At 46.1% G+C, this 12,923-nt stretch carries 13 protein-coding genes; 7 read left to right on the plus strand and 6 right to left on the minus strand.

The window, feature by feature from the left end; genetic code table 11:
* The first annotated feature begins 190 nt into the window (after nucleotides 1–190).
* Nucleotides 191–1,150: an Abi family protein gene (locus NX720_RS12110; protein ID WP_262601360.1), complete on the plus strand. Its 960-nt coding sequence runs from the start codon at nucleotides 191–193 to the stop codon at nucleotides 1,148–1,150.
* A 205-nt stretch (nucleotides 1,151–1,355) separates the two neighbouring features.
* Here the strand turns inward: NX720_RS12110 and NX720_RS12115 are convergent, their stop codons facing one another.
* From NX720_RS12115 to NX720_RS12125, 3 genes are all read right to left on the minus strand, one after another.
* A complete protein-coding gene (locus tag NX720_RS12115; RefSeq protein ID WP_262601361.1) occupies nucleotides 1,356–2,072 on the minus strand; it encodes an HIRAN domain-containing protein in 717 nt (238 codons plus the stop codon).
* Entirely contained in the window at nucleotides 2,059–3,066 is a 1,008-nt protein-coding gene (locus NX720_RS12120) for a HipA domain-containing protein (RefSeq protein ID WP_262601362.1), read from the minus strand. Before NX720_RS12120 ends, NX720_RS12115 begins: the two co-directional genes overlap by 14 nt.
* A gap of 285 nt (nucleotides 3,067–3,351) precedes the next feature.
* Nucleotides 3,352–4,713, minus strand: a complete 1,362-nt coding sequence (locus NX720_RS12125; RefSeq protein WP_262597527.1) for an IS110 family RNA-guided transposase — start codon at nucleotides 4,711–4,713, stop codon at nucleotides 3,352–3,354.
* A 300-nt stretch (nucleotides 4,714–5,013) separates the two neighbouring features.
* On the opposite strand from NX720_RS12125, the gene NX720_RS12130 reads away from it, so the two are divergent.
* A complete protein-coding gene (locus NX720_RS12130; protein WP_262601363.1) occupies nucleotides 5,014–6,093 on the plus strand; it encodes a transposase in 1,080 nt (359 codons plus the stop codon).
* Between the two features lie 207 nt (nucleotides 6,094–6,300).
* Here NX720_RS12130 and tnpC read toward each other — a convergent pair whose 3' ends face one another.
* Nucleotides 6,301–7,974: an IS66 family transposase gene (gene tnpC, locus NX720_RS12135; protein WP_262601364.1), complete on the minus strand. Its 1,674-nt coding sequence runs from the start codon at nucleotides 7,972–7,974 to the stop codon at nucleotides 6,301–6,303.
* 176 nt (nucleotides 7,975–8,150) lie between these two features.
* On the opposite strand from tnpC, the gene NX720_RS12140 reads away from it, so the two are divergent.
* From NX720_RS12140 to NX720_RS12150, 3 genes are all read left to right on the plus strand, one after another.
* Nucleotides 8,151–8,651, plus strand: coding sequence for a hypothetical protein (locus NX720_RS12140; protein ID WP_262601365.1), 501 nt, complete (start codon nucleotides 8,151–8,153; stop codon nucleotides 8,649–8,651).
* Between the two features lie 48 nt (nucleotides 8,652–8,699).
* Nucleotides 8,700–8,918, plus strand: a complete 219-nt coding sequence (locus NX720_RS12145) for a hypothetical protein (RefSeq protein WP_262601366.1) — start codon at nucleotides 8,700–8,702, stop codon at nucleotides 8,916–8,918.
* A gap of 102 nt (nucleotides 8,919–9,020) precedes the next feature.
* Nucleotides 9,021–9,521, plus strand: a complete 501-nt coding sequence (locus NX720_RS12150; RefSeq protein ID WP_262601365.1) for a hypothetical protein — start codon at nucleotides 9,021–9,023, stop codon at nucleotides 9,519–9,521.
* Nucleotides 9,522–9,735: 214 nt separating this feature from the next.
* Here the strand turns inward: NX720_RS12150 and NX720_RS12155 are convergent, their stop codons facing one another.
* Both NX720_RS12155 and NX720_RS27495 read right to left on the minus strand, forming a co-directional pair.
* Nucleotides 9,736–10,212 carry a helix-turn-helix domain-containing protein gene (locus NX720_RS12155; protein ID WP_262601367.1) on the minus strand — a complete coding sequence of 159 codons (477 nt, stop codon included), beginning with the start codon at nucleotides 10,210–10,212 and terminating at the stop codon, nucleotides 9,736–9,738.
* Between the two features lie 389 nt (nucleotides 10,213–10,601).
* The gene (locus NX720_RS27495) at nucleotides 10,602–10,991 is read right to left on the minus strand and encodes a hypothetical protein (RefSeq protein ID WP_449757781.1); all 390 of its coding nucleotides are present in this window, start codon (nucleotides 10,989–10,991) and stop codon (nucleotides 10,602–10,604) included.
* 283 nt (nucleotides 10,992–11,274) lie between these two features.
* Here NX720_RS27495 and NX720_RS12170 point away from each other — a divergent pair, with 283 nt between their 5' ends.
* On the plus strand, nucleotides 11,275–11,511 hold the full coding sequence (locus NX720_RS12170) for a hypothetical protein (protein ID WP_262601369.1): 237 nt from the start codon (nucleotides 11,275–11,277) through the stop codon (nucleotides 11,509–11,511).
* Between the two features lie 231 nt (nucleotides 11,512–11,742).
* Entirely contained in the window at nucleotides 11,743–12,006 is a 264-nt protein-coding gene (locus tag NX720_RS12175; protein ID WP_262601370.1) for a hypothetical protein, read from the plus strand.
* The last annotated feature ends 917 nt before the right edge of the window (nucleotides 12,007–12,923 follow it).

Here is a 12,923-nt window from a genome sequence, read left to right on the forward strand (position 1 = left end):
CGGCAAAGGAAGCATGCGATGGCAATAGAACAGGGCATCTGAAACAAGTTTGAAAGATAAAAGATTAAGTAATCCCTGCATTGATATTTTTTTGTTGATGCAGGACTCTGCAAGCCACTATAAACTCCATCAGTGAGTAACTAACTGGCTGGACGTCAGGCATAAATCGACAAGCGTATATCGAGGCTCAATGGTTTACGAACGCCCCTGGAAAACATTCCAACAACAGCTGGATTTATTAATATCCAGAAATCTGGAAGTGACAGACGAAGACGCTGCTCTTAATCATCTTCAGCGCATTGGTTATTACCGATTAAGTGCTTATCTTTATCCTTTTCGAGTGTTTCGCATCCAGCCCAACCCTGACACAGGTAGTATTGAAACGGTAAAGCAGGATCAATTTGTCAATAATACCCATTTTTCAGATGCCGTTAATCTTTATATTTTCGATAAGAAATTGCGTCAGCTGATGCTGGATGCCCTTGAACGAATCGAGGTGGCATTAAGGGTGGATATTGCCTACCTGTTGGGCGAACGAGACACATTTGCCTATAAGCATATTGATCAGTTTCACCCGACATTTGCTTACAGGGGAGAAAAGCACGCCAACTGGTTGAAAAAGTACGAGACTTTACTGAGGCGATCAAAAGAAGATTTTGTTAAGCATTACCGACGCAACCATGGTCCTGATTTACCCATCTGGGTAGCAGTGGAAGTATGGGATTTTGGTGCAATGTCTCAGCTGTTTTCCATGATGAAAGTACCTGACCAGAGGGTAATTTCGGAAAAGTACGGTTTGTCTGATTTTAAGGTGTTTTCCAGCTGGCTTCGTTCACTGAACTATCTTCGTAACTTGTGCGCCCACCACAGCCGGGTTTGGAATCGCAATGTCATTGATCAGCCCAAACTTCCCCGACAAGGTGAAGTCGGTTGGTGCGACAAGTATCTTGGGAAGAACGACCTGATTTCCAAACCGTTTTTGCTGATTAACATTGTTGCTCATCTGATGAGTATTATTTGTCCGGCTACAAAGTGGCACGACAGGCTTATAAAACAGTTGGGTGAGTTCCCGAAAATCCAGTCTGACAGGAAGGTATCAATAAGCGATATGGGGATACAGGATGGCTGGAAAGAGTTGTTAGGGAGGTAAAAATAAGAACCCCCGCGTAGGTTGCATGCAACGAAGAGGCGGGAGCCGTGTTACTGAGAATACTAGCTCAACAAAGGGTCAAGTCAACTTAAATTTACCCTTCCTGTGTGAATTTCTTTTAGCGCAAATTACAAAATACTATATGTAGTGTGTTGGCATAAAAGGTGGCACAAGGGCTGTGTTAGGTTGATAGCACCGGCTTGGGTTAGTGTGTTTTGGCCCCGACGGCAGTGAAGATATAGATCAGGGGACGATCTGCTGTTCCATTCTTTCTCACAACACTACCTGCAATGGAGTAACCGGCATGCAGCAATCGGTGGAACAGGCTTAAGCGCCCACGATCAACATAGCCCAGCTTACGGCCACCCATCTCAATACGAATGGCCTGACTGTCATAGCCATTGTCGGGTTCGGGGACAAACTGAACCGGTGCGTCGATAGCGATGTCATCCGGCACGACCTCAGACCCATGCCGGAACCCAGCCACTTCCGTAATAAACTCAAAAGGCTGCATGGCATTATCAAACGGATGAACCAGTTCGAAGCCATCATCAGGCAGCCGGGCTCCAACATAACCCAACAGGGCAAAATCACTGATTTCGGCATCAGGATTCAGCCCCCTCATTTCCATATAACGGTAAAAGTCACTACGACTACGGGGCGGCAGTCTTCTGACAAAAGCCTCCAGCACCTTATCATCATAAGTCGTGCCTTCTTCTTTTATACGAAACGCCGGATGTCCCGAAAAGCCATGCTGGCAGGCTCGCTCAAAATCTTCAGTGTCATTAAGGTAATTGAGAACTACCTTGCCTTCTTTGCGCACCAGCTCGCCTACGACATAACGTGAACGGTCTTTGCTTTCCTGTGCCTGCCAGGACAGCAATAAACGAACAGGCTCAATCAGGTGCTCAATGTACCTCATTTCCAATTCTCTCCAGATGTTCGAGCAGAATACGTTTTCTAAGAATAGTTAGCTGGTGTACAAAATCTGCTCTTTCAACAGACAGCGGCGACTTTATGTCAAAGGACGTTAATTCGCTAAGTGCCTTTTCGAGAGCTTCCTCTTCCCAGCCAAGGCTGTCAACCAGCAGGGGTATAGTGGCCGGGTATTTTACACAAAAGCGGCAAACCCCTTCCATAAGTGGTAATCGGCCCTCCTCTGCAAGGCTCCATTTCATGTGGTGCCTGCCTTTTCGGATATAGGCACGTAACCCAGTTTCATCGGTTCTGAACTGATGAATCTTTTTTTCGAACAGCTCATGGCCCAGGCTGGTGCCGTTATCAAATAAAGGTGTGAGTCTTGCTGACTGCTCTCTGTCGTTCCAGATAACGCCCCAGTTTTCCTGATGACGATCGGTATTGCCGATCACCGCATCAAAGCAGAGACATAAACCCCAGTACTCCTGCCAGTCATGACTAAGAATTTTGTAGCGGGAGAGTACTCTTGAGAATTTAATGATGGTGTCCAGATTATGTAGCCGTCCTTTGTCACGGTCATAGCCTTCAATCATAGATTGCATGTGGTCGCCACCAGGAGTAAACCGTTCGACGATCCCGGGGTCATAGCCTAAAAACCATTCGATAATAGAACCCGGCTCCCCGGTTTCTGAATTCACAGCTACAAAAGCGGGAGGAACAGGCAACTTCATCATTCGCCCAATTTTAAAGGCAATTACTTCAGCCCAGTATTGATCGGGATGTCTTTGCTTTCTCGGGTCTTTGGCACTTTTTATGGCTTCTTTGAACAGGTATCTGTGATTCGGCAGGCAAAAATCAAAAGGGGCCGTTGACGGGCAGACCCTCAGGCTCTTATCTCTGGCACCAACAGGGAAGACCTCATAATCTTCGTGTACGGGCCAATGAGCAATATCAACAATCTGATCACAGGACTGGTGGATATTTTCACGATCAATCAACTGAGCGTACCACTGAGAAAGTTTTGCCAGTCTTGAGTGTACTTATAGTCGCTGGAAAAATCCCGCAAGGCTCTAATAACCTGCTTCCTTATGTCATAGTTGCTGTCCGGCAGAGTACACAGTACGGGCCAAGCTGGCTGAGAACGACACGGTAATGAAGCAGATTAAAAACAATATAGCCGAGTAGGTACTGCTGAGTAACTTCCACCATGCCATTGATCCTAAATTCAGCGGTTAACCCCTGAGCTTCTGAGTAACTCCTCCGGTCTCGCCACTTGCACAGAGTCAAGCTGGTGAGGCTGTTTCAACCCTGACCAGCTTGTACCCCATTTCTTCTGCACGCTTTTTCATATTTTTAATCACTCGGTCACGATACTGCTCCTCGTAGTAATCCTGACCTCGCTCAACATATTCTGATCCATTTTTCAGCATGCTATAAATCAGTCGTGCAAGTTTGTGTGCAGTCGCTGTAATCGCTTTGGGTGCACCCAGCTTACTTCTCATCCGGCGATAATAGGCTCCTAGGGCACTTTTTGAATTTACCAGTGTCAATGCGGCCATCCTCAGAGCTGAAGCAGCCCTGTTTGGAATCCTTTTGGTCTTACTGCTTAACACCTTTCCCCCGGATATTTTGTTTCCGGGACTCAGCCCCAGCCAGGAACAAAAGTGCTTCTCTGTCGGCCAGCGGTTCATGTCCGTCCCTGTCTCAGAAATAACTTTCAGGGCGGTATTTTCTTCTATCCCCTCGATCGCTGTCAGATCGACCCCGGTCATCCTGTAAAGGTGAGCTCTTACATCAAAGCCGGGGGCGCTGGCTGATTTTCTCTTTGCAGGCAATGAGGCGCTTTCGACCTGATCATCGAACTGACTCAGCTGATTCTCAAGTGCCTTATCACAAGCTTCGATTTCCTTTTCGTAAAAATCATAAAGCTCAACGGCCTGCTTCAGAGCAAACAAATGCTCTGCCCGATAGTGTCCATGCAATGATTTAGCAATGACTTTCTCTGATTGCTTGCAATGGGAATCACGGTGGCTCGCCAATACTACAGGATCGCGCTCACCCCTGAGGATGGAACGAATGATGCTCATCCCGGTTTTGCCGGTAACATCCGAAACGACATTATCCAGCAGCAGGTTCATTTGGCGTAAGGCTTTCTGCATGTGCTGTATGTGCGACGCTCGATAGCGGATCAGGGTTTCACGTTGGCGCATGTAAGCACGCAGAGCGCACACCTGATCTTCAGGACGAAAAGCACCTTCAAGCAAGCCATGTGTATGCAGTTGTTGTAACCACTGGCAGTCCTGTACGTCACTTTTACGACCAGGGACGTTTTTAACGTGGCGTGCATTCACCAGCCTGACTTCAAGCCCGTGCTCTTCAAGCATTTCGAAAGCAGGAATCCAGTATATTCCGGTGGACTCCATGACTACGGTGGTAATCCCGATACATACAAGCCACTGGGCCATCATCTCGAGATCAGCAGTGAAGCAGGCAAAAGACCGGACAGGCTTATCATCCAGCTCTTCAGGGACAGCAACAAAGTGGAACTCTGAGCCAATATCAATGCCTGCCGCGTAGAGGTTGACGGTTTTAAGATGACCAGATATTCGTTTTTGTGCTTTAGTGGGTTTTGGGTTGTGCTTCATGATTGCCTACCTATACTCCAGAGCGAAGGCATATCTGGGTATGGGGCTGTCGATCATATGCAGTCTTCCGAACGAGATCGCCAGGCGTCATCAGTGATGCGGTCGCCAGCCTCCCGACCACGCTAAACTCCGGGCACGGGGCACCAGTGTGCGTTCGGCCTTTGGCCTGGATATGCCTTCCTCCTTATCGTAGAACGAAGGCTCAAGGTTAGCTTATTAAAAGAGTTACTCTGGGATGTGTGCCCGCAGGGTGGGCTAGTCCGCTAAACTCTAACCCTCAACAATATTGAGGGCTCGAAGATGGTTCGACCACCAAAACCCACTCCCCCAAAGGGTGAGTTGTCTGAAATGAAAAAAGATCCCTTATCCGTCAAACTCGAAGTCGATTCTTTCGACGGTAAAATTCATGTCGAGTGGGAGCCTGAAGCATCGGTCACCCCAATGGGACAGCTTCCTTTTTTTATACAGTTTTTAAAAACAGGTCACCGATTTGAACCCTGGATTAACGATTGCCCACTAACTTATAAAAGCCCAAACGCCCCTCAAAAAGTGGATGTGATTGGCTCATTAATGCTTTCCATTCTTTCAGGACATAAACGCTATGCGCATATCGGAACAATTATTGGTGATAAAGTAAACGCTCAGTTGCTCGGGATGAAAAAAATTGTCAGCGATGATTCTGCCAGGCGTGGTTTAAAGAAGATTGACGAAGATGAAGGCGTTGAATGGATGCAAAAACACCTCCATCTCTGTTTTGATCCGTTATTAACCATTCCATGGATTATGGATGTTGATGTTACCGTGAAAACCATTTATGGGCATCAGGAAGGAGCGGTTAATGGCTATAACCCACATAAGAAAGGGAGACCCTCTCATACTTACCACTCATATATGATGGCTAATCTTAAATTAATACTGGAGGTTGAAGTCAGACCCGGAAATCAAAGTCAAAGTAAATACTCTTTACCCGGTTTAATGGAGCTATTAAATCGACTTCCAAAACGCTGCTGGCCTGAATTTGTTCGTGGTGATTGTGATTGGGGAAGTGACCGGGTAATGAGCGAATTGGAAGATGCTGGTTGTCATTATCTTTTTAAAATGAAGAAGCACGACAACGTTAAGAAAGCCATAGGGAATGCACACTGTAGCGGAGGATGGGTAAAATACGACAACCATTGGGAGGGAAAAGAATCCGTAATTAAACTGTCAGGTTGGAAAAAAGAAAGACGCATAATTATTGTTCGAAGACGGCGTCCTGAAAATGAAATACCGATGTTGGAAAAAGGAATAAAAGAACGTCAACAAACGTTAGCATTAATAGAAGAGCCAGAAAATATAAAAGCTTACGAGTATTCGGTTCTGGTCACATCTTCCGAGTAACTTGCCCTACAGAGCCTGGTATCAGTGGATTTATGCTTTTAGAAACATCGTACCTAAAAGAGTCTGATTGGAACGGAAGTTTCTCGTAGATGTTAATCCGCCGTGGCGGCTTGGGGCGCTCTTGATAATGATATAGGTAACTTTTCTACAAACCGCTTCAAAATTAGCAATTAAGACACCGCTTTTCCCTATTGTTGCCTCCAATTGTTATACCTTTGGCGGATCATGATTGCGCATTTCACAAAGCCGCTCCTCACTCATTAACCAGGGCAGATAAGGAGTGAGATCATTAGGTGGCTTCCTGCCATTTATGGCACAAGCCTCAAGATAGGCACCCAGCCAGATTTTTGGATTAATATCCCAAAGCTTTAGCGTCATAAAAACGCTGAATAGAAAAGCGGCTATATCAGCACTCCATACGCTGCCAGAGCCGTAGTAATTCTTCCTGCCAACGACACCTGTGCGCAGTGCTTGCTCTGCAGCGTTGTTATCCATGGGGATACCGGGATCAGTGACAAAGCGGGTCAATCCTTCCCAGTGATTCTGTAGACTTTCGAGCACTTTTTTCGCTCTGACTCGCAGTTTAGGACGATTAAGTTCCTGAACCCTCTGGATTGCCATCTGCTCTACCTGATGTTCAAGCCGTAACTGCTGTGTTGCTAGCTGCTCTGGTTCATCAAGCACTTCAAGTCGCTGACTATTAAGATGATATAAACGACCAATCCTGTTCACCCAGGTGGCGCTCCATTTCTCCAACTCCGGATCACCTCGTTGAGCGTCAATAAAATCCCGCCTGACGTGAGCCCAGCAGAAAGCTAAATTAATAGTCACCGCATCATTCGCAAGCTTTTTGTACGCTGAGTATCGGTCACACACCAGCGTTCCAGCCCCGTCACCAATGATCGACTCTGGTACGACAGCCGCACGGGTGTCAGCAATGCTGAAATAAACCGCCTGATCACAGAGAAATACCCAAAGCCAATGTTTGTGAGAACCTGTGGTCTCGTGTGCCCAGCTGATCCACCGGGTTTCATCAGCATGCCACTGATCGCTACTGGCGACGAATTCCCGAGTAGCTTCGGCAACCGGCTCAAAAAAGGGCGTTATAGCTTCCAGGCCAAAGGAGATGGTCGCCTGCGACAGTTCCAGTCCCTGAGTCTTATAAGACTCAAGTTGCCTGTTTATGGGGATGCCGTATGCGTACTTATTCAGCAACAGCTCCACCCAGACAGAAATACCAAGCTTTCCTTTGTTGATGAGTCTTGGTGGAGGTGGTGGAGTAGTAATATTGGGCGTTTCAGGGCACTGGCAAGTTTTTTGGTAATGCCTTCGGTGATAACGACGAACGTGAGCCTTAACTTCAACTTCAATTACGTCGCAGCTGTCGTCATTGAAAAAAGACTTGAATGGCCGGTGACAGACTGTACAACACTGTTTGTCCACTGGTAAGTCTACAGACTCATGAACCACTGGCAGGTTGTTGTGAAGATGGCGACCAGAGCCGGGGACTCCGGGCTGGTGACCTCGTTTTCGATTTGAAGGTGGCCGGGTAGTATTGCCACTTTTCTTTGAAGAAGAACTGGTCTTCTCTGATTTACGACCGAAAAGCAAGTGCTTCATGTGTGCCAGTTCTGATTTCAGATCAGCGACCTGGGTGTTCAACCCAGCCATTTCGGCTTTATGCTGAGCGATAAGAGAGGCATTTTTAGCCAATACTTTTTTCTCTCGGCCACAGGCCGCCTTCCACATGGCATGCCAGAGGTTGGCCTGCTGTTTTAGCTGGATGTGTTCCTGCTTGGTGAGGATGACCTGCGAGGTAGCAAAGGGGGCAGGCAGTAATGCAGGTGTTGTGCCTGATCCTGAAACATGAGCATTTTGCATACTCTAAAAGTAGACGACTTTGAGCTTATGTTTAGTGGTTTGTAGAAAAGTTACTGATATAGTCTTCCGAGTAACTTGCCCTACAGAGCCTGGTATCAGTGGATTTATGCTTTTAGAAACATCGTACCTAAAAGAGTCTGATTGGAACGGAAGTTTCTCGTAGATGTTAATCCGCCGTGGCGGCTTGGGGCGCTCTTGATAATGATATAGTCTCGATCATTAATCATTATCGCAATAGGGCTGACTGTGAAAATAACTTTGATGAAATCAAAAACCAATGGGGCTGGGGTGGTTATGTAACAAAAGATATGGCAAGATGTCGAATGCTGGCCCGAATGGTTGCCTTGGTTTACAACTGGTGGACGCTATACGTTCGATTGAGTAATCCGGACTCCCATAAAGAATCAATTACCAGCCGTCCCTTATTAATGAGTTCAATTGGCAAGCTGACCCACTCTGGCAACCAAAAGAAAATAAAGCTGACAAGCCAGCATCGATGGATGTATAAAATTGCGAAATTACAAAGTGAACTGTGTGATTTTTTTGATTCAATCAAAAGTATCGCACCGCAGTTGAATCCAATTAACGCATGGTGTCGTATTTTAACGAAAGCGGTCTCAAAATTTTTGAAAAAAGGGCAGGTTATTACGATGCAACCATTAATTCGATCGGGCTAATGACTTAAAAAACGCTGCTCAGAACCGTGAGAAGCTATTCCTAATGGCATGGCTCAGTGGCGTTCAACTGCTGAATTTAGGGTAATTAAACTGTCAGGTTGGAAAAAAGAAAGACGCATAATTATTGTTCGAAGACGGCGTCCTGAAAATGAAATACCGATGTTGGAAAAAGGAATAAAAGAACGTCAACAAACGTTAGCATTAATAGAAGAGCCAGAAAATATAAAAGCTTACGAGTATTCGGTTCTGGTCACATCTTCCGAGTAACTTGCCCTACAGAGCCTGGTATCAGTGGATTTATGCTTTTAGAAACATCGTACCTAAAAGAGTCTGATTGGAACGGAAGTTTCTCGTAGATGTTAATCCGCCGTGGCGGCTTGGGGCGCTCTTGATAATGATATAGTCTCGATCATTAATCATTATCGCAATAGGGCTGACTGTGAAAATAACTTTGATGAAATCAAAAACCAATGGGGCTGGGGTGGTTATGTAACAAAAGATATGGCAAGATGTCGAATGCTGGCCCGAATGGTTGCCTTGGTTTACAACTGGTGGACGCTATACGTTCGATTGAGTAATCCGGACTCCCATAAAGAATCAATTACCAGCCGTCCCTTATTAATGAGTTCAATTGGCAAGCTGACCCACTCTGGCAACCAAAAGAAAATAAAGCTGACAAGCCAGCATCGATGGATGTATAAAATTGCGAAATTACAAAGTGAACTGTGTGATTTTTTTGATTCAATCAAAAGTATCGCACCGCAGTTGAATCCAATTAACGCATGGTGTCGTATTTTAACGAAAGCGGTCTCAAAATTTTTGAAAAAAGGGCAGGTTATTACGATGCAACCATTAATTCGATCGGGCTAATGACTTAAAAAACGCTGCTCAGAACCGTGAGAAGCTATTCCTAATGGCATGGCTCAGTGGCGTTCAACTGCTGAATTTAGGTTGATGGTGCAGTGCCTTTCCAACCCGGAGGTGCAGCGGGGGTTTGCGCGGGTTGTGCTTGATATGTTGAAGGGGTGATGAAAGGCAAAAATGAAAGGCTGTAATTCATGCTACAGCCTTTCTCAAGTTGGGCTTACTTCCAGTCCGGGGAGTGCTCACCTCTAGCGCGACATACAGCATGCTCGATGAAATTAGGTATCCATCTGGAGGTCAATATTGAAGTTGATCGGCCAGTTCTACCCGTTGTCATTTTCGAATCATTCGTATCGGTGAAATACTCCTTAGCATACTGAGCCAAAGAATCTGAATCCTCTTCGGGGAGCTTTGATAAAATTTCCCAGCCATTATTTGACAAATAGTGAGCGCAACTTTCCGCACATATAAAAAAAGCGGAGGGTCTTTCCCAAAACCTTTGATGTATCTGATTCAAAGTTTGAAGAGAAATCACACTGTCCCCATTTTCAATTTTTCCCCAAGCTGTAGGGCTAATATTCAGCCGATCTGCAAAAGCTCTCTTTGAAAAACCTTCATCAATACGAAATTGCCTGAGTGTGAATGAAAGTATTGTTGCTAAAGTAGTGCATGGTCTGCTATCAAAACTATGTGTCATTTGCCTAAATCCTTAATTAAATAAACCAGAGAGGCTTTCGTTGCTCTCCACGATACTTTTGTCAGTTAAAAGTGTCATTGATTAAAGTGTGCTTGAATTTTATCAACCAGAAATCATGAAGCGCTATGTGTGTCATTCCCCATTTTTTTTGTGCCATATCATCTTTTGATCCTTTGATTAGGTGCTTGCTATGCAGTGTGTAGCAATAGATCGAGAATCATGCACTTACCAGACCGTATTCATCAAAGATGACTTTGTTATATGCCCTGTCAAAATAAGTACACTTACTGGACACCCTCCCGCCCCCGGCTAAGTCATTGATCCCCCGTGTCCAAAAAACTTAATCCTGCCCAACTGGACAGGATGTAAAGCAGGGTCTGGCTTTTCCTTTACTCAGAATAAGGGGAACGGAAGGTTAGAATATACCGCTGTTGGCTATTAGCTTTTGGTGGTTGGCTGTCTGAGCAGCTAATAGCCAACCGCCAAAAGCCCGGTAAGACATTGAATGCTGCGCCCCTAAGAAGTAGAGGAACCCCGCCATGAAAGGCCAGAACGTCGGATACATCCGGGTCAGCAGCGTTGACCAGAACCCAGCCCGCCAACTTGAAGGTATTAATCTCGATACCACCTTTGAAGACCATCGCAGCGGCAAAGATACTAACCGACCTCAGTTGAAAGCCTGCCTGCGCCACACTGGCCTGCTCTGAGTTACTCCCCAGCGTATCAGCAGACTTCCACAGACGTCTTTCTATGGCTTCAATATTTTCCAGTTGGGACATACTTTCTCCAAAGCTGTAAAGCGATTGGCAGCCTCAAATTCTGCTGTTCTACTTGGAATGATGAGAGCCTGCGGTGTTGGTTTATCCGGGGATTTTACTGATTCAGGGAGGGGGGCCAGCCTCTCATATCCGTTACCTCTTTTGCCAGTGCGGGCGTCGGCAAGTATGTCGATCATTGTGGCGGGGCGCATGGTCATTGCTTGTCCCGTTAACGGGTTAATGTTTTTCACGAATGCACGATATGTATTTGTGCAGTGCAACTTACAACACTTCAGGAACAGATATGAATAAATTAATAACAGCTGTCGCTCTCTCTCTATGTTCATCAATAGCAGTTGCCAACGGGGGGAGTGGAAGTGGAGGGTCAGGTGGTGTTCCTTCTCTGCCCTGTTATGTCAATGGCAAGGTTATCAGTACGAATATGCTGGTCACTACCTGTCAGTCAAAACACAAAGGTAGCCCATCTAAAAAATATTCTTACGTTAGTGAATCAAAAGATCAAAGAAAGGCTAATCGTTGATGTTGCTACAGGAACGAAGTTGTTACCGTTCCTGTTTTTTCTTTAAGTCTCGTTGTCTATCAGGTCTCTTTCAATGAGCCAGAGGCAGCGTGCAGTTCTTCTTTCAAATAAAAGTCGATATGGCTCAAAGCGCCAGCTTGACGGCAAGCGAGGGCTCTGGCATCTGGAAAGTCTTCTTGCGTGGCTTGAGCAGCAAAAACAATCTTAATCGCACCAAAAGTCCGGAACTAAATGACTAATGTCGTATGGATCGCTGTCGTCAACAGAAGGGTCAGGATTGTTGCTTACAAGGCACAGTGGAGGGGGAGTGTGCAAGGCTCTGTCTTCAGCGGCTGTCGACTGGGTCATAGTCGTTACAGTGGCTGCAGGCAATTGCTGTGTAACGATCACGGCACGCCCCTGGGGGGATGTGATGGTGCTCCTGATGGTAGTGTCGAAAGCAGTGGTAACGGACTGTGTGACTGCTCTTACCTCACCTACAGGAACTGTCTGTGAATGCACCGTAACTGTAGCGGTCGAGGTAGATACTCCACCATGTTTTTTTTGCTGGTGTTCTTTGCGCTTTTGTGCAGACGAAAAGCTTTTATTACAGACAGAACAGTCTTTAGACGACTCTACAGCACGAACCCGCATTCGTTCGTTATAAGCCTGAGGGTGCTGGGTTTTCATGTGTTTTGTTAAGAGGTTCGAACGCCTAAAAGTCTTGTCACATTCCTCACAATGAAAGGGTCTTGCTCCGGTATGAGTCAAGATATGTGCATTAAGGTTGCTCCGTGTAGTGCAAGCTATCTGACAGTGTGGATATGGACACGGATAAGGTCTCTCTCCAGTATGAGATAGAAGATGTACCCTTAGGGGAGTTACTTGGTCGAACTCCTTTTTGCATACCTCACAAATGAATTTTCTTCTCATAACAAAACCAACCTGCACTTGAAGAACTTGTCATTCAGTGACACACTCCCTCCACTAAATCGGCAAGCCGATTCTAGTGGGGGCTTCTAATCGGGAATTACGTGCGACCCACTATGTCAAATAACATAGCCTCTCGCTGTCGTACAGGTTGCCGAACCACGACAGGGGAACTCTTTACACATACGCTGTGTCCCAGCGCATCGGCGGTAGAAGCCAGAAAACGGTTGTGTTTTCCTGATTTGTTTCTCGTAGTTAGTCCAGCAACGGTGACGCTTGAGTATTTGTCCAGAGGCTTATCTGTCTGTCGAGTAGGCTGTTGTCTCAGCCACCAAGCCCATTATGCAGGGTTTCGCAGTGCACTGAAGTTAGTACATGGGCTTGCTCTACGCAAGCCTCGCTATCCATCTCCATCCAAACCTTCAAAGGTCGCGCCGCTCCCAATGAGAGGCTATGGATGGCGAATTTCGCAAGGTTCGTTAAAACTTTTTAGGGCAACTCTG

Source organism: Endozoicomonas euniceicola, from assembly GCF_025562755.1.
Lineage (GTDB): Bacteria > Pseudomonadota > Gammaproteobacteria > Pseudomonadales > Endozoicomonadaceae > Endozoicomonas_A > Endozoicomonas_A euniceicola.